Origin of the sequence: Mesorhizobium sp. Mes31 (assembly GCF_024519675.1) — a bacterium.
Classification (GTDB): domain Bacteria; phylum Pseudomonadota; class Alphaproteobacteria; order Rhizobiales; family Rhizobiaceae; genus Mesorhizobium.
In genome coordinates this window covers 544604-564832 of record NZ_JALJRL010000001.1, presented here as the reverse complement: position 1 = coordinate 564832, position 20229 = coordinate 544604, and the positions used below count along the sequence as shown (strand labels likewise).

The 20229-nt window shown below is 64.2% G+C and carries 23 protein-coding genes; 16 read left to right on the top strand and 7 right to left on the bottom strand.

Annotated elements, in window-relative coordinates:
- Nucleotides 1-115 precede the first annotated feature (115 nt).
- The 8 genes from infC to NR193_RS02535 all read left to right on the top strand — a co-directional run bounded on the left by infC (nt 116) and on the right by NR193_RS02535 (nt 7088).
- Nucleotides 116-652: a translation initiation factor IF-3 gene (gene infC, locus NR193_RS02570; RefSeq protein WP_013528312.1), complete on the top strand. Its 537-nt coding sequence runs from the start codon at nt 116-118 to the stop codon at nt 650-652.
- Nucleotides 653-850: 198 nt separating this feature from the next.
- The gene (locus NR193_RS02565; RefSeq protein ID WP_256749305.1) at nt 851-1477 is read left to right on the top strand and encodes an isoprenylcysteine carboxylmethyltransferase family protein; all 627 of its coding nucleotides are present in this window, start codon (nt 851-853) and stop codon (nt 1475-1477) included.
- Nucleotides 1478-1680: 203 nt separating this feature from the next.
- Entirely contained in the window at nt 1681-1884 is a 204-nt protein-coding gene (gene rpmI / locus NR193_RS02560; protein WP_006201248.1) for a 50S ribosomal protein L35, read from the top strand.
- Between the two features lie 93 nt (nt 1885-1977).
- Entirely contained in the window at nt 1978-2379 is a 402-nt protein-coding gene (gene rplT / locus NR193_RS02555) for a 50S ribosomal protein L20 (RefSeq protein WP_006201247.1), read from the top strand.
- 146 nt (nt 2380-2525) lie between these two features.
- Nucleotides 2526-3623 carry a phenylalanine--tRNA ligase subunit alpha gene (gene pheS, locus NR193_RS02550; RefSeq protein ID WP_256749304.1) on the top strand — a complete coding sequence of 366 codons (1098 nt, stop codon included), beginning with the start codon at nt 2526-2528 and terminating at the stop codon, nt 3621-3623.
- Entirely contained in the window at nt 3620-4042 is a 423-nt protein-coding gene (locus tag NR193_RS02545) for a GFA family protein (protein WP_256749303.1), read from the top strand. The genes pheS and NR193_RS02545 overlap by 4 nt, the downstream gene beginning before the upstream one ends.
- Entirely contained in the window at nt 4039-6447 is a 2409-nt protein-coding gene (gene pheT, locus NR193_RS02540; protein WP_256749302.1) for a phenylalanine--tRNA ligase subunit beta, read from the top strand. Before NR193_RS02545 ends, pheT begins: the two co-directional genes overlap by 4 nt.
- 38 nt (nt 6448-6485) lie before the next feature.
- Nucleotides 6486-7088: a nucleotidyltransferase family protein gene (locus tag NR193_RS02535; RefSeq protein ID WP_256749301.1), complete on the top strand. Its 603-nt coding sequence runs from the start codon at nt 6486-6488 to the stop codon at nt 7086-7088.
- A gap of 37 nt (nt 7089-7125) precedes the next feature.
- On the opposite strand, the gene NR193_RS02530 is transcribed toward NR193_RS02535, so the two are convergent.
- The gene (locus NR193_RS02530) at nt 7126-8121 is read right to left on the bottom strand and encodes an aldo/keto reductase (RefSeq protein ID WP_256749300.1); all 996 of its coding nucleotides are present in this window, start codon (nt 8119-8121) and stop codon (nt 7126-7128) included.
- A gap of 96 nt (nt 8122-8217) precedes the next feature.
- Here NR193_RS02530 and NR193_RS02525 point away from each other — a divergent pair, with 96 nt between their 5' ends.
- The 7 genes from NR193_RS02525 to NR193_RS02495 all read left to right on the top strand — a co-directional run bounded on the left by NR193_RS02525 (nt 8218) and on the right by NR193_RS02495 (nt 13830).
- Nucleotides 8218-9108, top strand: a complete 891-nt coding sequence (locus NR193_RS02525; RefSeq protein ID WP_256749299.1) for a LysR family transcriptional regulator — start codon at nt 8218-8220, stop codon at nt 9106-9108.
- Nucleotides 9109-9169: 61 nt separating this feature from the next.
- Complete coding sequence (locus NR193_RS02520) at nt 9170-9742, top strand: cytochrome b (protein ID WP_256749298.1); 573 nt, start codon at nt 9170-9172, stop codon at nt 9740-9742.
- 67 nt (nt 9743-9809) lie between these two features.
- Nucleotides 9810-10385: a YceI family protein gene (locus NR193_RS02515; RefSeq protein ID WP_256749297.1), complete on the top strand. Its 576-nt coding sequence runs from the start codon at nt 9810-9812 to the stop codon at nt 10383-10385.
- 115 nt (nt 10386-10500) lie between these two features.
- Complete coding sequence (locus NR193_RS02510) at nt 10501-11490, top strand: Gfo/Idh/MocA family protein (protein WP_256749296.1); 990 nt, start codon at nt 10501-10503, stop codon at nt 11488-11490.
- 40 nt (nt 11491-11530) lie between these two features.
- Nucleotides 11531-13189, top strand: coding sequence for an FAD-binding dehydrogenase (locus tag NR193_RS02505; protein ID WP_256749295.1), 1659 nt, complete (start codon nt 11531-11533; stop codon nt 13187-13189).
- Between the two features lie 203 nt (nt 13190-13392).
- A complete protein-coding gene (locus tag NR193_RS02500; protein WP_256749294.1) occupies nt 13393-13584 on the top strand; it encodes a hypothetical protein in 192 nt (63 codons plus the stop codon).
- 24 nt (nt 13585-13608) lie between these two features.
- Entirely contained in the window at nt 13609-13830 is a 222-nt protein-coding gene (locus NR193_RS02495) for a hypothetical protein (RefSeq protein ID WP_256749293.1), read from the top strand.
- Here the strand turns inward: NR193_RS02495 and NR193_RS02490 are convergent.
- Nucleotides 13823-14248, bottom strand: a complete 426-nt coding sequence (locus tag NR193_RS02490; RefSeq protein ID WP_256749292.1) for a hypothetical protein — start codon at nt 14246-14248, stop codon at nt 13823-13825. The two genes, NR193_RS02495 and NR193_RS02490, sit on opposite strands and share 8 nt — an antisense overlap.
- A gap of 25 nt (nt 14249-14273) precedes the next feature.
- Between NR193_RS02490 and dapA the strand changes: the two genes are divergently transcribed.
- Nucleotides 14274-15227 carry a 4-hydroxy-tetrahydrodipicolinate synthase gene (gene dapA, locus NR193_RS02485; RefSeq protein ID WP_256749291.1) on the top strand — a complete coding sequence of 318 codons (954 nt, stop codon included), beginning with the start codon at nt 14274-14276 and terminating at the stop codon, nt 15225-15227.
- Here dapA and NR193_RS02480 read toward each other — a convergent pair.
- From NR193_RS02480 to NR193_RS02460, 5 genes are all read right to left on the bottom strand, one after another.
- Entirely contained in the window at nt 15186-15512 is a 327-nt protein-coding gene (locus NR193_RS02480; protein ID WP_256749290.1) for a hypothetical protein, read from the bottom strand. The genes dapA and NR193_RS02480 overlap by 42 nt on opposite strands.
- Nucleotides 15513-16010: 498 nt before the next feature.
- Nucleotides 16011-16166, bottom strand: a complete 156-nt coding sequence (locus NR193_RS02475) for a hypothetical protein (protein WP_256749289.1) — start codon at nt 16164-16166, stop codon at nt 16011-16013.
- Nucleotides 16167-16311: 145 nt separating this feature from the next.
- Nucleotides 16312-17250, bottom strand: a complete 939-nt coding sequence (locus NR193_RS02470) for an alpha/beta hydrolase (RefSeq protein WP_256749288.1) — start codon at nt 17248-17250, stop codon at nt 16312-16314.
- A 125-nt stretch (nt 17251-17375) separates the two neighbouring features.
- Complete coding sequence (locus NR193_RS02465) at nt 17376-18158, bottom strand: carnitinyl-CoA dehydratase (RefSeq protein WP_256749287.1); 783 nt, start codon at nt 18156-18158, stop codon at nt 17376-17378.
- Nucleotides 18151-20229 (bottom strand): acetate--CoA ligase family protein, encoded by a 2079-nt coding sequence (locus NR193_RS02460; protein WP_256749286.1) that lies wholly within the window; start codon nt 20227-20229, stop codon nt 18151-18153. Before NR193_RS02460 ends, NR193_RS02465 begins: the two co-directional genes overlap by 8 nt.

The window sequence follows — 20229 nt, the reverse complement described above, 5'->3', positions numbered from 1 at the left end:
AGGTGATTTCCTGTCAATGCTGTGCTATTGACTCCGCCCGCGCGCTCACCACATTGGCGCGTTCACGCATCAAGACCTGCAAACCCTGAACGAAACGGCCAAGGAGACCACGACCATTCGCAGACCTTTCAAAGCAGCGGCGCCGACCAAGGATGGCCCGCGCTCAAACCGTGATATCCGGGTTCCCCGGGTCCAGCTGATCGACGCCGAAGGCCAGAACCGCGGCGATGTTTCCATCAACGACGCATTGCTGCTCGCCGAAGAGGCCGGGCTCGATCTGGTCGAGATATCGCCCAATGCGGTGCCCCCCGTCGTAAAGATCCTCGATCTCGGCAAGTTGAAATACGCCAACCAGAAGAAGGCGGCCGAGGCGCGCAAGAACCAGAAGGTCATCGAGATCAAGGAGATCAAGATGCGCCCGAACATCGACAGCCATGACTACGAGACCAAGATGAAGGCGGTTCGCCGCTTCTTCGAGGAAGGCGACAAGGTCAAGCTGACACTGCGTTTCCGTGGCCGCGAGATGGCGCACATGGAACTCGGCATGCAGCTTCTGAACAAGGTGCGCGAGGAAGTTGCGACCATCGCCAAGGTCGAGGCGGAACCGAAGCTTGAAGGCCGCCAGATGATGATGGTGCTGTCGCCTCGCTAGGATCACGATGACGTCAGGCTCGTCATCGCGCTCCAAATCCGCCTGAATTGTGCTACAGGGCGTCCCGGCGATCGGCGGGACGCCTGTTTCTTGGCCAAAGCTACGATCGCCGGTTCTGTTTTCATGCATGTCGTCCTCCCAAAACCGGGTCAATTCTAGGCGACATGCATCAGGCTCTTCGACGATCGGATTCCTCCCTTGGACAATGAACTCAAGTACGGGCTGGGCAACTACCAGCAGATGCGCAGGCTGGTGCTTGCCGTGCTCGTGGTGGTGCTTTTCTTGGCGCTGCTTTTTGGCCAGTCGACCTTCCCGCCCGATACGCCGGTGCACGAGTCGATCGAGATGTTCGGCGTGCTGCTGATTTTCCTAGGCATCGTCGGGCGCCTTTGGGCGACGCTCTACATAGGTGGACGCAAGTCTTCCGAGGTGGTGACTGGCGGCCCCTACTCGATCACCCGCAACCCGCTCTACGTGTTCTCGACAGTGGCCGCGGCCGGCGTCGGCGCGCAGATCGGTTCGTTTTCCGGCATCATACTCTTTGCTGTCCTGTGCGCGGGGGCCTTCCATATCGTCATCCTGCGCGAGGAGAAATTCCTCACGGAAGCGCTCGGCGCTCCATACCAGGCCTATCTGGCGAAAGTGCCGCGCTTCTTCCCGAAACTCTCGCTCTACCAGGAAGGCGACACCGGCAGCTTCAAGCCGCGCCTGCTGCTGACCACGCTGCTCGACGGGTTGGTGTTTCTGATCGCGCTGCCGGCCTTCGAACTGATCGACGGCGCCCAGCAGTCGGGTATGCTGCCGGTGTGGTTCACGCTTCCCTGACGAGGACCGAGCGCCGCATCCCGACGTTCCGGGAACGCGCGGCGCAGGGGGTGTTGCACAGCCGCCTGCTTTGACGTATAGCACCGCGGTTCTGAAAAACCGCCCGGCAGGGCATGCCGTGGCGGTTTCATTTGCTTTTCGGGCTTTGGTCGGCCTGAAGCGAACAAAAGCGCGATAGTGCGCCCACGATACGGAGTAGCAAAATGCCCAAGATGAAGACCAAGTCCGCCGCCAAAAAGCGGTTCAAGATCACAGGTACGGGTAAAGTCCTGTCGGCTGCGGCCGGCAAGCGTCACGGCATGATCAAGCGTTCCAACAAGTTCATTCGAAATGCCCGCGGCACGATGGTTCTGGCTGAACCGGATGGCAAGAAGGTCATCAAGAATTTTCTGCCGAACGGCCTCTAAGGCATTCGGTCCGGACACGCATTAGTTTTACGCAATTCCGAACGGAAAACCGCTGAGCACTTTTCCTGGAATTGCTTTTAAGGAGATCATGACATGGCACGCGTAAAGAGAGGCGTCACCTCGCACGCCAAGCACAAGAAGGTCCTGAAAGCCGCGAAAGGCTTCTACGGCCGCCGCAAGAACACCATCCGCATCGCCAAGCAGGCGGTGGAAAAGTCGCTGCAGTACGCTTATCGCGACCGCAAGAACCGCAAGCGCTCGTTCCGCGCGCTGTGGATCCAGCGCATCAATGCCGCGACCCATGAGCACGGCCTGACCTACGGCCGCTTCATCGACGGCCTCAACAAGGCTGGCATCGAGATCGATCGCAAGATCCTGTCGGACATGGCCATCCATGAGCCGCAGGCTTTCGCGGCACTCGTGGCCAAGGCCAAGGTGGCGCTCGAATATCTGAAGAACACCACGCCGAACGCTTTTGAAAGCGCTGTCGCTTAAAGACCAGCGCTTCCCAAGCATTCGCAATTCTGATTTGGGGAACCCGCGCTGGCACGGCTGGCGCGGGTTTTTCTTATGCCTGATGTAACCAAAATGGTGACGACGAACCAAAATGGTGTCGGTCGCCCGATCGAGAGAGTTTCGCCGTGAACGCCACCGCTGGAAATCTTGAAACCCTTGAAGCTTCGCTGCTTGCCGATATCGCGTCGGCCGCAGACGAGGCCGCTATCGAAGCCGTGCGGGTTTCGGCCCTCGGCAAGAAGGGATCGATTTCCGAAATGCTGAAGACGCTCGGCGCGATGACCGCCGAGGAACGCCAGGTGAAGGGCCCGGCCATCAACGGCCTCAAGAATCGTGTCACCGAGGCACTCACCTCGCGCAAGGCCGAGCTGAAGGATGTGGCGATCACAGCCCGCCTTGCCGCTGAAAAGGTCGACGTGACGCTGCCGGTGCGGCAGTCGCCGGCCGAGCGCGGCCGCATCCATCCGATCAGCCAGGTCATCGACGAGATCGCGGCGATCTTCGGCGACCTCGGCTTCTCGATCGCCGAGGGGCCGGACATCGAGAGCGACCACTACAACTTCACCGCGTTGAATTTCCCCGAAGGCCATCCAGCGCGCGAGATGCACGACACCTTCTTCTTCCAGCCGGACGAGAAGGGCGAGCGCAAGCTGTTGCGCACCCACACCTCGCCAGTGCAGATCCGCACCATGGAGACGCAGAAGCCGCCGATCCGTATCGTCATCCCGGGCAAGACCTACCGGCAGGATTCGGACGCCACCCACTCGCCGATGTTCCATCAGGTCGAGGGGCTGGTGATCGACAAGACGGCGAATGTCGCCAACATGAAGTGGGTGCTGGAAGAGTTCTGCAAGGCCTTCTTCGAGGTACCGCAGGTCAAGATGCGCTTCCGGCCCAGCTTCTTCCCGTTCACCGAGCCCAGCCTGGAGGTCGACATCCAGTGCGACCGCTCGCGGCCGGGCGAGGTGCGTTTCGGCGAAGGCTCCGACTGGATGGAGATCCTCGGCTGCGGCATGGTGCATCCCAATGTGCTGCGCCATGGCGGGCTCGACCCGGACGAATATCAGGGCTTTGCCTGGGGCATGGGCATCGACCGCATCGCCATGCTGAAATACGGCATGCCGGACCTGCGTGCCTTCTTCGATGCCGATGTCCGCTGGCTGTCGCATTACGGTTTCAGGCCGCTCGACATGCCGACCTTGTTCGGCGGATTGAGCGCATGACAGTGCCGCACACCGGCGGCTGCCGCTGCGGCGCCGTGCGGTTCGAGGCTTCGGCCGAGCCGCACCACGTCAGCTATTGCCATTGCGGCGATTGCCGGCGGGCGAGCGGCGCGCCGGTTTCGGCCTTTGTCGGCTTCCTGGTCGACCAGGTGGCGTTCACCGGCAAGGCGCTGAAGATGTACGAGAACGGGCCGGTGACACGCTCCTTCTGCGGCGTCTGTGGCTCGCCGATCGCCTATGTCGACGAGCGGCTGGAGGACGACATCTACTTCATGCTCGGCGCCATGGACATGCCGGCCGATTTCAGGCCGACGCAGCATGCCTATGTCAACGAGCAGCTTCCCTACCTGCATATGTCCGACGACTTGCCGAGACATCTGAAATCAAGCGTCAAAAGACCAGACGGAACAGTCCCATGAAATTCACCCTCTCCTGGCTCAAGGACCATCTCGAGACCGACGCCTCGCTCGACGAGATCGTCGAGCGGCTGACGTCGATCGGCCTCGAAGTCGAGCATGTCGACGACAAGTCGAGCCTGAAACCCTTCGTCATCGCCAAGGTGCTGACGGCGGTGCAGCACCCCGATGCCGACCGGCTGCGCGTGCTGACCGTCGATACAGGCGACGGCAAGCCACCCGTGCAGGTCGTCTGCGGCGCGCCGAATGCCCGCGCCGGGTTGATCGGCGCCTTTGCTGCGCCCGGCACCTATGTGCCCGGCATCGACGTGACGCTTACGGTCGGCAAGATCAGGGGCGTCGAAAGCCATGGCATGATGTGCTCCGAGCGCGAGCTGGAGCTTTCCGACGAGCATAGCGGCATCATCGACCTGCCGGCCGACGCCCCTGTCGGCACCAGCTTCGCTGCGTACGCGCATCTCGACGATCCGCTGATCGAGATCAACCTGACGCCGAACCGGCCGGATGCCACCAGTGTCTACGGCATCGCCAGGGATCTGGCGGCGAGCGGGCTTGGCCGCCTCGTCGGCGGTGCCATCATGCCCCATGCCGGTAGCGGCATGTGCCCTGTCAAGGTGACGATCGAGGCCCCGGAACTCTGTCCCGGCTTCGCGCTCAGGCTGGTCAAGGGGGTCAAGAACGGCCCATCGCCGAAATGGCTGCAGCAGCGGCTGATCGCCATTGGGCTTCGGCCGATCAGCGCGCTGGTCGACATCACCAATTACGTCACCTTCGACCGTGGCCGGCCGCTGCATGTGTTCGACGCGAAGAAGGTTGCCGGCAATCTCGTCGTACGCCGCGCGCGCGACGGCGAGAAGGTGCTGGCGCTCGACGGTCGCGAATACACGCTGACGCCGGAAATGTGCGTCATAGCAGATGACGACGGCGTCGAATCGATCGCCGGCATCATGGGTGGCGAGCATTCCGGCTGCGACGAAAACACGTCGGATGTGCTGATCGAATCGGCCCTTTGGGACCCGATCGCCACGGCGCGTACCGGCCGCACGCTCGGCATCATCACCGATGCCCGCTACCGCTTCGAACGCGGCGTCGACCCCGAATTCATGGTCCCCGGCGTCGAACTGGCGACCAGGCTGGTGCTCGATTTCTGCGGCGGCACGCCGACGGAGATCGAAGTGGCCGGCTATGCCGGTCACAAGCCCATGGTCGTTTCCTTCCCGTTGTCGGAAGTGAAGCGGTTGACCGGCATCGAGGTGCCGAAGGCGGAGAGCCTCGACATCCTGTCGCGCCTCGGCTTCAAGCCCAAGGGCTCGGGCGATGTCGTCGATGTGGCGGTGCCGTCCTGGCGCCCCGATATCGACGGCAAGGCCGACCTGGTCGAGGAGGTGATGCGCATCCACGGCGTCGACAACATCGCGCCGCAGCCGCTCGGTTCGCATGACGCGGTCAATGCAAGGATCCTCACCACGCTGCAGGTCCGCACCCGCACGGCCAAGCGGGCGCTTGCCGTGCGCGGCATGATGGAGGCCGTCACCTGGTCGTTCATTCCGGCCAAGCACGCTGAACTGTTCGGCGGCGGCCAGACCGCGCTGAAGCTCGCCAACCCGATCGCCGCCGACATGTCCGACATGCGGCCGTCGCTGCTGCCGGGGCTGATCGCCGCCGCACAGCGCAATGCCGACAGGGGAATCGGCGACGTGGCGCTGTTCGAAGTGTCCGGCACCTATGAGGGCGACGGCGCCGACCAGCAGCGGCGCGTGGCCGCCGGCGTTCGGCGCGGCACGGCAAAGCTCGACGGTTCAGGCCGCAACTGGGCCGGCAATTCTGGCCCAGTCGGCGTGTTCGACGCCAAGGCGGATGCTATCGCGGCACTCGAAGCCTGCGGCGCGCCCGTCGAGCGGCTGCAGATCGAGGCGGGCGGACCGGGCTGGTACCATCCCGGCCGTTCCGGCACGATCAAGCTCGGGCCAAAGACCGTGCTCGGCACCTTCGGCGAGTTCCATCCGAAGACGCTAGAGGGACTCGATGTCTCCGGGCCGCTCTGCGGTTTCGAAGTGTTCGTCGATGCCGTGCCCGAGCCGAAGGCCAAGCCGACGAAAACCAAGCCGAAGCTGGAGTTGTCCGCCTTCCAGGCGGTGAAGCGCGATTTCGCCTTCGTCGTGGACAAGTCGGTCGAGGCCGGCGCGCTGGTGCGCGCCGCTTTGGCCGCCGACAAGAAGCTGATAACAGCCGTTTCGGTCTTCGATATTTTCGAAGGCGCGTCGCTCGGCGAGGGCAAGAAGTCGATCGCCATCGAGGTGTCGATCCAGCCGGTCGAGAGGACGCTGACCGACGACGATTTCGAGGCGCTGGCCAGGCGCATCGTCGAAAATGTCGGCAAGCAGACCGGTGGCGTTCTGCGAGGCTGAGGCTTGCGGGCAGATGGCGAATCGCTCTCCAAAGGGCGATGGACCATCTGCGCTATTCCGGCCTCCCGTTCGAAGCACAACGCACGGCGTTTCTTGACATCGTCGCGGCGGATCCGCTGCTTGTCGAAACACTGGCGCGGGTGCGCGCGCTCGCGCTGCCGGACTGGCTGGTGGTCTCCGGCGCGCTCTACAACAGCGTCTGGAACCACCTGACCGGGAAGCCGTCAGGTTACGGCATCAAGGATGTCGACCTGTTCTATTTCGACGAGAGCGACCTGTCCTATGAGGCCGAGGACGCGGTCATTCGCCGAGCGGCACAGCATTTCGAGGGACTGGCGTTGCCGGTCGAAGTGCGCAACCAGGCCCGGGTGCATCTCTGGTACGAGGCGCGCTTTGGCGACACCTATCCCAGGCTTTCCTCGTCTGCAGAAGCGCTTTCCTATTTCGCTTCGAGAACCCATGCGGTCGGCGTTCAGTCTGGCGCGGAGGGGCCACTTGAGCTGGTGGCGCCGTTCGGTCTTGATGACATCTTCTCGTTTCGTATCACGCCGAACAAGGCACTGGACAACCGCAAGACGCACGAGGCCAAGGGCGCCCGCGCCAAGGCCAACTGGCCGGAGATCACGGTGGTGCCGTGGTGATCACCCTCCCCACAAGGGGGAGGGTGAAGGCGAAGGCCTAGCCATTCACCAGCGCCAGCAGCTCCTCAGTGTAGCGCTTGCCAACCACCTTGTCGGGCGACAGCGCGTCCCCGATCGCGGCCACCTCGGCCGCGCTCAGCTCGATCCCGGCTGCCACCGTGTTCTGTTCCAGATGGCGAATTTTTCGCGCCCCGGGGATCGGCACGATGAAGTCGCCCTGATGCAGCACCCAGGCCAGGGCCAGTTGCGCCGAGGTTACGCCCTTTTCAGTCGCCATCTTCTCCAGCGTGGCGATGACAGCGGCATTGGCCGCCATGGCGTCGGCCTGGAAACGCGGCTGACCGCGGCGCCAATCGTCGTCGCTCAAAGCTTCGGGTTTGGCGATCGTGCCGGTCAACAGGCCACGACCGAGTGGGCTATACGGAACGAAGCCGATGCCGAGTTCGCGGCAGACGGCGAACACCTCGTCTTCCGGGTCGCGGGTCCAAAGCGAATATTCGCTCTGCACGGCGGATATCGGATGCACGGCATGCGCCCGGCGGATGGTCGCCGCACTCGCCTCCGACAGGCCGAGTGCGCGCACCTTGCCCTCGCGCACCAGCTCGGCCATGGCGCCGACCGTATCCTCGATCGGCACGTTCGGATCGACACGGTGCTGATAGTAGAGGTCGATCACGTCGGTGCCCAACCGCTTCAGCGAGGCCTCGGCGACCGCCTTGACGTGCTCGGGACGGCTGTCGACGCCGGCCATGCGCCCGGTGCCTATGCCTTCCTCCAGGATCCTGAAGCCGAACTTGGTGGCGATCGTCACCTTGTCGCGCACCGACTTCAGTGCCTTGCCGATCAGGATCTCGTTCTCGTAGGGACCGTAGACTTCCGCGGTGTCGAAGAAATTGACGCCGATATCGACGGCGCGGTGCAAGGTGGCGATCGCCTCGGCTTCCGGCTGGCCGCCATAGACGAAGCTCATGCCCATGCAGCCGAGGCCGACGGGATAGACGTTCAGTTCAGGTCCTAGCTTGCGGGTTTGCATCACGCGTCTCCTTGTTGTGATGCGACAGAGATAGCGCCTTGCCATACGTTCGATAATCGGCTCTCATGTGCACGGGCTGTTCCAAAAAATAGATCAATGAACCGAGCGCATCTTTCCCAGTTGGCCGTGCTGGCGACGGTCGCCCAATGCGGCAGCTTTCGCGGCGCCGCCAGGGAATTGGCCATAGCACCGTCGGCGGTCAGCCACTCGGTTTCCAGGCTTGAGGCACGGCTTGGCGTGCGGCTGCTGGCGCGCAGCACGCGCAGCGTCGCGCCGACCGAGGCAGGAGCGCAGCTGCTCGAGCGGCTGCGGCCAGCGCTGTCGGAGATCGATGTGGCGCTGGAGACGGCGATCGAGGCGCGCGACCGGCCGGCCGGCAATCTCAGGCTGACCGTGCCACGCACCGCAGCCCACCTGGCGCTGACGCCGCGGCTCGGTGCCTTTGCCCAGGCCTTTCCCGAGATCGTGCTGGAGATCATCATCGAGGATCGCTTCACCGATGTCGTCGAAGGCGGTTTCGACGCCGGCGTGCGGCTTGGCGAAAGCCTGCAGCGCGACATGATCGCTGTGCGCATCGGGCCCAATCTGCGTGGCGCCGTCGTCGGCGCGCCGTCCTATTTCGCGACCATGCCCAAACCATCGCATCCGCACGATCTGGCCAGACACCGCTGCATTCGCTTCCGTTTTTCCAGCGGCATTCTCTACCGCTGGGAATTCGAGAAGGACGGCGAGGAGATCGAGTTTGCCGCGCAGGGGCCACTGATCCTCGACGAGGATCACCTCATCGCCAGGGCGGCGGTCGACGGCGCCGGCCTGGCCTTCGTGTTCGAGGACTATGTTCGCGATGCCATCGCCGACGGCCAGCTTGTCCGTGTGCTGGAGGACTGGTGCCCGCCCTTCGACGGGTTCTTTGTTTACTATCCAAGCCGCCGCCAGATGCGCCCGGCGCTGCGCGCCCTTGTCGATTTCTTCAAGGTGGGCGAATAAGAGCGCGACCCTCCCCGAGGGAAGGGTGGAAGAAAACCGGCATCGTGCTCGTTCACGCCCCATGCCTGCATCGATCACAAACAGCACGACCCGCTACGGCTGGGGCACAATCCTTCTCCATTGGCTGATTGCGCTGATCTTCGTCGGCCAGTTCGTACTCGGCTTCATCATGGTGCGGCTTGCCAGCCAGCGCACCGCCTTCGAACTGATCCAGTTGCACAAATCCTTCGGCTTTCTGCTGCTCGGGCTGGTGACCCTGCGCATCGCCTGGCGGCTTGGCAATGCGGCGCCGGCGCTGCCCCGCTCGGTAGGAGCCTTGGAGCGCCGGGCCGCGCCGCTCGCCCACCTCGCGCTCTATGCCTTTCAAATCGCTCTGCCCTTGTCCGGCTGGGCTCTGGTCTCTGTGTCGATGCTGGAAATCCCCAGCATGCCGTTCAATCTTTTCGTCATGCCGAACCTGCCATTGGTCGAATCGGACGCGGCTGAAAGCTTTTGGGCGGCGGCGCACTGGTATCTCGCCTATGCCGGCATCGCCCTGGTCGTGTTGCATGTCGCCGCCGCGCTACGTCATCATTTCCGGCTCAGGGACAATGTGCTTACCCGCATGATCACACCTTCGTCAGGCGGGGAATAGAACGGGCAGTTCGTTCGTTCCTGGGGCGAGGACGCGAAAAGCGTTGCCTCCAAAAAGGAACACTCCCATGTTTGCGCGCATCCCTGGATTTGCGGCGGTTGCCGCTTGCCTTGCCATGCCTGTCTTCGCGGCCGTCGCGCTCGGCGACGCCGCCGGCAGCTACTCGATCAGTCCGGCCAGCTCCAGCATCCGATTTTCCATCGGCAAGGTCGGGGGCGGCGGCCTCGATGGCGGCTTCGCCCGCTTCAAGGGCTCGATCCGCATCGACAACAGCGACGTCGCTCGCTCGCAGGTCAACTTCACCATCTTTCCCGAAAGCGTCGGAACCGGCCAGGGCCGCATCGACGCCTTCCTGCGCTCCGACGCGGTGTTCGACGCCGCCAACAGCCCGGAAATCCAGTTCCGCTCGACCAGCGTGACACGAACCAGCGACACCACGGCGCTGGTCACCGGCCGGCTGACGGCGCGCGGCAGGACTTTCCCGGAAAAATTCACTGCGGAGCTGGGCGGGCTGAAGGCCGGCGCGATCAAATTCCACGTCACCGGCAAGGTGCTCAGGTCACGCTATGGCATGGATGTCGGCACGCCCATCTATTCGAACATCGTCGACTTCGACATGACGCTGACCGGCAGGCGGGGCTGAACGCGGCCTGCTTCCTCTCTCCCGCTTTGCGGGGGCGAGGAACCAGCACTGCGCATTGGCTTTTCCATCGATTTCGGGCAAACCTCGTCGCCTGTAATCGACATGGAGAAGCGTGATGTTCCGATGGGGTGTTTTGTCGACGGCCAAGATCGGCCGCGAGCATTTGTTGCCGGCGATGGTCGAGGCCGAGAATGGCGTGCTGGCGGCGATCGCCAGCCGCGACCTGTCGAAGGCCAAGGCGCTGGCCGAGCGCTTCGGCGCGCGCCATGCCTTCGGCTCCTATGAAGACCTGCTCGCCTCAAACGAGGTCGACGGCGTCTATATCCCGCTGCCGACGTCGCAGCATGTCGAATGGACGGCAAAGGCTATCCAAGCCGGCAAGCATGTGCTGGTCGAAAAGCCGCTGGCGCTCGACGCCAAGGACATCGCGCCCCTGATCAAGCTGCGCGACGCCAGGAAGGTGCTGGTCTGCGAAGCCTTCATGGTCATCTACCACCCGCAATGGATCAAGGTGCGCGACCTCATCGCCAGCGGCGCCATCGGCCGGCTGCGCCATGTGCAGGGCGCGTTCTCCTACTACAATGTCGACCCCAACAACATGCGCAACCAGCTCGATCTCGGCGGCGGCGCGCTGCCCGACATCGGCGTCTACCCGACCGTGTCGACGCGCTTTTCCACCGGCAAGGAGCCGCTGCGCGTGCAGGCGACGATCGAGCGCGACAAGAAATTCGGCACCGACATCTACTCCTCGATCCGCGCCGATTTCGGCGACTTCGAACTGTCCTTCTACCTGTCGACGCAGATGGCGGCGCGCCAGGTGATGGTGTTCCACGGCGAGAAGGGGTTCATCGAGGTGTTCTCGCCCTTCAACGCCGGGCTCTACGACCATCACCGCGTCGAACTGCACAACCAGAACCACACCGAGGCGCAAGTGTTCCGCTTTCCCGGCACGCAGCAGTACCGGCTGGAGGTCGAGACGTTCGCGCGGGCAGCACAGGGTGGCAAGGAGCGCGTCTTCACGCTGGAAGAATCCGTGCTCAACCAGAAGGTCATCGACGCCATCTTCCGCGCCGGCGGCAAGGACGGCAGCTGGGAGACAGTCTGAATCTCTGCATTGAAATAGCCGGCTAATTCTGGGAGGAAAAATGGCTGACGACGCGGACGTGATCATTGTCGGCGCCGGCCTTGCCGGGCTGGTTGCCGCCGCCGAGCTGGCCGAGGTCGGCAAGAAAATCGTCATCGTCGACCAGGAGCCGGAGCAGTCGCTGGGCGGCCAGGCGTTCTGGTCGTTCGGCGGCCTTTTCCTCGTCGATTCGCCCGAGCAGCGGCGCATGCGCATCCGCGACTCGCATGACCTGGCGCTCGAGGACTGGATGGGCACCGCCGCCTTCGACCGGCCGGAAGATTTCTGGCCGCGCAAATGGGCGGAGGCCTATGTCGGCTTTGCCGCCGGCGAGAAGCGCTCCTGGCTCGTGCAGCGCGGCCTGAAGTTCTTTCCGGTGGTCGGCTGGGCCGAGCGCGGTGGCGGCAATGCCATCGGCCATGGCAATTCGGTGCCGCGCTTCCACATCACCTGGGGCACCGGCCCCGGCGTGCTCGAGCCTTTTGTCCTGCGCGTGCGCGAGGCGCAGAAGCGTGGATTGATAAGCTTCCGGTTTCGTCACCGGGTCAATGAACTGACGCGGACGGGCGCGACGATAACCGGCGTGCGCGGCGATGTCCTGCAGCCAAGCACCGTCGAGCGGGGCCACAAGAGCTCGCGCGAAATATCAGGCGATTTCGAGCTCCAGGCGCAAGCGGTGATCGTCGCGTCCGGCGGCATCGGCGGCAACCATCAGCTGGTCCGTGAAAATTGGCCGCAGCGGTTGGGCGCGGCACCGAAGCGCATGATCACGGGCGTGCCCGACCATGTCGACGGCCGCATGCTGGCGATCGCGGAACAGGCGGGCGGCTCGATCATCAACCGCGACCGCATGTGGCACTATGTCGAGGGCATCAAGAACTGGGCGCCGATCTGGACCGACCATGCGATCCGCATCCTGCCCGGCCCGTCATCACTGTGGCTCGACGCGCGCGGCAAGCGCCTGCCGGTGCCGCTCTATCCCGGCTTCGACACGCTGGGCACGCTCTCCCACATCATGAAGACGGGCTTCGATTATTCCTGGTTCATCCTGACCAGGAAGATCATCCAGAAGGAGTTCGCGCTGTCGGGCTCCGAACAGAACCCCGACCTGACCGGCAAGAGCTGGCGCCAGGTGCTCGGCCGTGCCACGTCAGGCATTCCGGGTCCGGTGAAGGCGTTCATGGAGAAGGGCGAGGACTTTATTGTCGAGGCCGACCTGCCGACACTGGTCGCCCGCATGAACGCGCTGGCCGGCGGCGAGCCGCTGCTCGAACTCGCCCAGGTCGAGCGTGAGATCCGCGCCCGCGACCGGCAGCTCGACAATCCGTTCTCCAAGGACATGCAGATCACCGCTCTGCGCGGTGCACGCGCCTATCTCGGCGACCGGCTGATCCGCACGGCCAGGCCGCACAAGATGCTCGACCCGGCAAACGGCCCGCTGATCGCGGTCCGCCTCAACATCCTGACTCGCAAGACGCTGGGTGGCCTGCAGACCGATCTCGACAGCCGCGTGCTGGGTGCCGATGGCCAGCCGGTCGCGGGGCTCTATGCCGTCGGCGAGGCCGCCGGTTTCGGCGGCGGCGGCGTGCATGGCTATGCGGCGCTCGAAGGCACGTTCCTCGGCGGCTGCATCTTTTCCGGCCGCAGCGCCGGTCGGGCAGCGGCCGCCTCGGTGGCGTGAAACGACACCATCGCGGCCTGATTTTCGGGCCTGGGTTCCACATACGCCCGGGCGATAAACATATGACTTTTTTATATTTTTCAGTTTTGAGCCGCCTCGAATACAAATGCCAATGCTTTTATCTTTCGGAGTGCAGCCGGTCCTGAGCCGCTGCAGGCGGCCGCCACCTCGTGGCGGCGGTTACAGAAAGAAGGAAGTCTCCGATGTTCCTCTCAGACGGGCTCTATCTGCCCACCCATCGTCCGCTGCCGGCCTCGCAACTCGAGCAGATCAGGCGTGCCGCCAACAGCAATCGCCGGCCGGCCGCCGGCGTCGCGCCGTTCACATACGCCTGGTGGTTCCTGGTTGGCGGCGCCTTACTTGCCGCCGCCATGGTCGCCGCGTTGGTTTCGTGATCGCGGACCGCCAAGGAGAATATCATGCCTAGTTCCCATACGTCCCCGGCTGGAAACGCTCTTCATCGTTTCGTGGTCGGGCGTGACGGCGAAGGTCATTGGATCGCGCGCGATGAAGAAGGGCTGACCGGCGGCGTCTTTGCCGACAGGAGTTCCGCGGTGCGTTTCGCCACCATGGAAACCGGCCACCAGGCCGGCGCGATACGCTTCGCTCCGGCAAGCGTCCGGCTGTCCCTGTTCAACTGACCCACGCGCCTGGTTCCGTCCTGATCGGAACGATGTGGCCATGAACAATTCCAACATTTCTGGACTCAACCCTGCCGATCTGGCTGACCTGCAGAACCGTCTTGCGCCTGTCAACAGGCTGCTCGAACACCAACTTTGGGAGGCGGCACGCACCCTGTCGCTCGACAGGGCGTCCCGACAAGGCCGGCGATTTGCCGGTCTGGTCGAGGCCGGCGCCACGCTCGACGCCGTCTTCCTGCTCGTCGCTTCGTCGAAGCCAAAGCGTTCGGTGTCGGCCATCTGCAGGACCGGAGAGCGCTGGTTTTGTTCCATTCAAATCACGTCGGCAGGGGCCGGCATAGCCGAAGCGGATCATATGGATCTGGCTGCCGCGGTGCTGTCGGCCCTGCTTTCCTCGCACCTCGAACAGACGGTGCATCCAAGAAATCACCCAGGAGACTCTCATGACACCCGAACAAGCACGACTGCGCCTGACCGGGGCGATGACCGCGCTGGTCACGCCATTCACCGACGGCGAGGTCGATCTGAAGCAACTGACCACGCTGCTGCGTTGGCAGATCGAACAAGGGATCAACGGGCTGGTCCCGTGCGGCACCACAGGTGAGGCCCCGACGCTGTCGTGGGAGGAGCGCCTCGACATCATCGCGCTCTGCGTGAAGATTGCCGGCGGCAGGGTGCCTGTTATCGCCGGCACCGGCACCAACAGCACCGAGACGACGATTGCCTTCTCGACAGCCGCCGAAGCGTTTGGCGCCGACGCTGCCCTGATCGTGACGCCTTACTACAACCGACCGAGCCAGGAAGGGATCTTTCGCCACTTCGAAGCTGTCGCGGCCAAGGTCAGGATACCGATCATCGTCTACAATGTACCGACACGGACCGGCGTTGACCTGTCCGAGGAGACGATCGAACGGCTGGCGCGGATCCCAAACATCGTCGGCATCAAGGATGCCACCGGCGATCTGAGCCGGCTATCCTCGCTTCCGGCGGTGCTGCGGCGCCGTTTCATCTGCCTGTCCGGCCAAGATGCGACGTCGTTCGGCTTCAACACGATGGGCGGGCGTGGCACTATCTCCGTGGTCTCCAACGTTGCACCACGGCTGTGTGTCGAGATGCACGATGCCTGCAGGCAAGGCGACCACCACACCGCCCGGGCCATCCATCACCGCTTGCGGCCGCTGATCGCGGCGCTTGAACTGGAGAGCAATCCGGTGCCAGTAAAATATGCACTGAGCCTGGCGCTGGGACTAAGTCCGGATGTTCGCCTGCCGATGACAGCTGTTCGCCCCGAAACCGCGACCGCGATCCGGGAGGCGATGTTGGAGCTGAGCGAGGCTGGATTCAGTATCGCGCGGTCAGGACCGGTGGCGGCCGCGAATGCGCAGCGCCAGTTCTGACAGCGGCTTGCGCCCCTCGCCATCGGCGGCATAGACCAATCCCGGCTGGACGATCCATTCGCCGGCGCGGAGCGCTTCGACATCGAAGCGCCCGCTGCGGTCACGCGGCGCAACGCCGACAAAATGATATCGCCGTCCCCTCGCATCGACGACGGTGTCGGCGATCGGATGGCCGGCGAGTCGGCCGATGACTGCTCCCTGCTCCCTCAGGTTTGCCAGGACGAAATACTCCGTCGGCACCCTGCGGCTTTCCTTTGAGGTCAGCCAGACTGAATTTAATCTCATGTTCGTTCGAAGCCAGATTGTCGTTCCGGCCGCCAATCAAGCGGCGGCCGGAATTACATAGTCGCTGGCCGCATAGGAATTCGAGAGCAGGTTCTGGCCTGAATTATATATGCCGCATATGTCGGCCGCGCTCTCGAACAGGGATCCGGCCGCGCGGGGGCGCGGCTCGATGCAGTCACACGAGGGCGTCCTGCCGTTCCGCCGCGACAATCGGGACGTGGGCGCTCCAGCCTGTCTGGTCTGGTCTGTGGCCGCCATCCCGCCAATGGTGTTCGCGGCAGGGGGCGGTCGCGATAGTCATCCGTGTCGACAGATGCGCCGAAGATGAAGCGCCAACGCACCTCCGAGTCTGGTCATGTCTGCGATTTCCTTGCTGTCGGTCACCGCGGGTTGGTCTGCCGGCTCTGCATTGCGCCTCGTGCGAACCGATCGCGGTGCCATCAAGCTGAGCGCCGCGTTGCGCCTCGGCCTATGCCAGCGCTCAGGCGGTGCCTCGCGTCACTTCGGTGTCCGTATCCGGGGCGCGAGGCTCTCGCGGCGATCCGGCTTCGGCCCCTCGATGCGTCGTCCCTGTTGATGACGCGGCAGCGGCGAGATGCAGCGGAGCAGGTCGAAAGGCTCGACAAAGGCAGCGATCAGCGGCAAGCGTTGCATGAGGTTATCCGGCTTTGTTTCAACAATATGTATGCAGTCTGCATATTAATAACTTGAGTGTCAAGCCAAGCGAAAGCATTCCGGCGTGGTGAGTCCGCATCGGATCATGCCAGTGCCATCATCTCTCACGGGAGGGGAAAATCGCTCACCAGAGCCAGGCGCCCTTGCCAAGGGCGGCTACCGCATCGACGATCCGGGTAAAGCTCGCGCGGGCGCGGCCAACCGTGTGCCGGGCCCTGAGATAGCCATGCACCAGCCCCGGTTCCTCGAACCAGGTGGCGCGCCCGCCTGCCGCGACGATCCGGTCGCGGTAGGTCTCGCCATCTGAAGACAGCGGGTCGCATTGCGCGGTGACAAGCACCGTCGGCGGCAGGTTTGAGAAGTCGGTGTCGGCAAGCGGCGCGAGTGTCGCGTCGCCGCTGCGGTCCTGCCCGCCGGTGCGGATGTGCTTGTAGAATTCGAGATCTCGCATGGTCAGCATCGGCGCTTCGGCATGCCTGAGATAGGATCCCTTTGACCGATCACCGCCGAGGCCGGGATAGATCAGCACCTGGCCGACCGGCCTTTTCGCGTTGCCGCGTGTTGCGTGGCTGACGGCAGCGGCAAGATTGCCGCCGGCGCTGTCGCCGCAAAGCAGAATGGGGTGATTGCGGGTTGTCGCCGCCCACTCGAAGGCGCTCATCACGTCGTCGAAAGCGGCCGGATGCAGATGTTCCGGCGCCAGCCGGTAGTCGACCGAGACCACCTCATGACCGGTACGGGCGCAGAGCTCGGCGCAGACATCGTCATGGCTGTCCAGCCCGCCGAGGATGAAGCCGCCGCCATGGAAATAGAGCACCGTCGCTACGGGTTGCGGGGTTTTTCGGTAGATGCGGACCGGGATGTCGTGCGTGGGCGTTGCAATGGCAGCGGTTTCGACCGTGACCCCTTCGGGATAGCCGGCAAAGAATTCGCGGCACATGCGGTCGTAGATCTGGCGCTGCTGCGCGATCGTGTAGTCGATCGTATCGGGCGGATAGTAGGAATTGGTCCGTTCGATGAAGGCCCAGGTCTCGGCGTCGATGAGGGTTTTGTAGTCGGTCATGGAACTCCTTTACCTCCCCCTTGATGGGGGAGGTCGCCGCGAAGCGGCGGGTGGGGGTGGTGGCGCGTCCACCCCACCCCGGACCTTCGGTCCGACCCTCCCCATCGAGGGAAGGGTAAAGTGGGTCACTTCCCCTTCCACACCGGATCGCGCTTCTCGGCGAAGGCGCGAAAGCCTTCCATATTGTCCTCGGAACCGTAGAGGGCATCGACCGTCGGCAGTTGGCGCCGCGTCACCCGGTTCATCGCATCCTGGAAGCTGAGCGCCTCGGCCACCCGCGCCGTTTCCTTGATCGCGGCAAACACCAGCGGCGGGCCGCTGGCGAGCAGCCGTGCGATCTCCCAGACGCGGTCCTCGAGCTTCTCCCTGGGCAGTACTTCGTTGACCAGGCCCCAGCGATGCGCCTCGGCGACATCCATCCAGCGTCCGGTGAGCAAAAGGTCCATGGCGACATGATAGGGGATGCGCTTCGGCAGTTTGATCGTCGCCGCGTCGGCCAGCGTGCCGGCCCGGATTTCGGGCAGCGCGAACGACGAGTGATCGGAGGCGTAGATGAGGTCGCAGGACAGCGCCAGCTCGAAGCCGCCGCCGACCGCCATGCCGTTGACGCAGGCGATGACCGGCTTGTTGAGGTCGCGCAGTTCCTGCAGACCCGCAAAGCCGCCAACGCCATAGTCGCCATCGACCGCATCGCCGCCGGCAGCCGCCTTGAGGTCCCAGCCGGCGCAGAAGAACTTGTCGCCAGCGGTCTTGACGATGGCAACGCGCAAGGTGGGGTCGTCGCGGAACGCCTTGAAGGTCTCGCCCATCAGCCGCGACGTCTTCAGGTCGATGGCATTGGCCTTGGGCCGGTCGAGCGTGACCTCGAGGATCGTGCCCTCGCGGCGAGTGGTGATGACGTCAGCCATTCTTCTTGTCTCCCAGCACCAGCAGCGCGTCGGCGATCCAGGCGCCCTTGCCCTCGGCGCAGACGATCAGCGGGTTGATGTCGAGTTCCTCGATCTCGCCGGCATTCTTCTGGACGAAGGCGGCAATGCCCGAAATGGCGTCGATGGCCGCCGCGACATCGGCCTTCGGCCGGCCGCGATAGCCTTCGAGCAGCGGATAGAGTTTCAGACCGCGCAACGCCGCCTCGATGTCGTCGCGGGTTGCGGGCAGCATCAGCGTGATGCTGTCGCGCAACAGCTCGACCAGCACGCCGCCGGTGCCCAGCGTCATCACCGCGCCGAACATCGGATCGCGGGTGAAGCCGACGATCAGTTCGGCGACACCGTCGCGCACCATGCGCTCGACATAGAGCCCGGTGCCGAGCGGCAGCAAGTCATGCGCCGCCGTGCTGACGGATTCGGCGTCCTTGAGATTGAGCCGCACCGCCCCGACCTCGGATTTGTGGGTAACGCCCAGCGCCTTCAGCGCTACCGGAAAGCCGAGCGCCATCGACGAGATCACCGCCTCGACCGCATTGCCGGCGCGTTCACCTTTCGGCACCGGCAGGCCCGCTCTGATCAGCCGTGCCTTCGCCTCGGCCTCGTCAGGGGTGACGTGCTCGCCGCCGGGTGCGCCGGCGGCCGAGGTGTCGATCGGCTGTGCCTGCGGCTCGAGCCACGCCCAGCCGATGAAGGCGGCCGCCTGGGCGGCGTCCATCGCCTCGGAAATACCGAACAACGGCACCATGCCGCGTGCCATCAGCCCGGCCGTGTACTCTTCCGGCAAATTCTCCGGCAGCGATGACACGATCGCGCCTTGCGCCTTGTTGGTCTTCAGCGCCGATTCGAAGGCGCGCAGCGTCGCCCACCAGTCGGTGTCGGAACAGCGGTCTGGGCGGGGGAAGTCGAGCACCAGCATGTTGAGGTCGAAACCGCCCGACACCATGGCGGTGAAGGTGGCGGTCATTGCCGGCTCGTTGTTCCAGATGAAGGTGTGGTAGTCGAGCGGGTTGGCCACCGCCACCAGCGGCCCGAGCGTCGATTTGACATGCGCGCGGTGCTTGTCGGTCAGTTCAGGGAAGTTGACCCAGCGCCCTTCGGCGCTGTCGGCCATCACCGATGCCTCGCCACCCGAGCAACTCATCGACGACAGCCGATAGCCGGGCAGCGGACCGGTGATGTGCAGAAGCTTCAGCGCTTCGATGAAGGCGGGGATCGAATCGACACGCGCGATGCCGAGCCGCTTCAGGAAGGCGCCCGATGCCGCGTCCGAGCCGGCGAGCGAGGCGGTGTGCGAGACGGTCGCCTGCCGCGCCTGTTCGGAGCGGCCGACCTTCATGGCGATGATCGGCTTCTTCAGTTCTCGCGCCCGCGCCGCCAGCTTCTCGAAGCCGGCTACCGAATCGAAGGCCTCGATATGCAGGCCGAGCGACGTGACCCGCTCGTCCTCGATCAGGCCGAGCGCCATTTCGGACAGGCCGGTCTGCGCCTGGTTGCCGGCGGTCATCAAAAAGGCGATCGGCAGGCCGCGCTTCTGCATCGTCATGTTGATGGCGATGTTGGATGACTGGGTGATGATGGCGACGCCACGGCCGCCCTCGGCCAGCCTGATGCCGCCATGCTGGTCGGGCCACAGAAGCGCGCCGTCGGCATAGTTGATCAGGCCATAGCAGTTCGGCCCGATGATCGGCATCGAGCCCGCCGCCGCGACCAGTTCAGCCTGCAGCCGCTGGCCGTCATCGTCATAAGCCTCGGTCTCGAGGAAGCCGGCGGCAAAGCAGACGGCACCGCCGGCGCCGCGTTCGGCCAGTGCCTTGATCACCTCGATGGTCAGGTGCCGGTTGACGCCGACAAAGGCGGCGTCGGGCGCGCCGGGCAGCTCGGCCACCGAACGATAGGCCTTGCGGCCGGCAACCTCGTCCTTGGTCGGATGCACAGGCCAGATCTCACCGGCAAAGCCCATCTTGATCGATTGCGCGACGACAGCCGCGGCCTGCGCACCGCCGAAGACGGCGATCGACTTCGGCCGCAGGAGACGCTCTAGCTTGTGCAT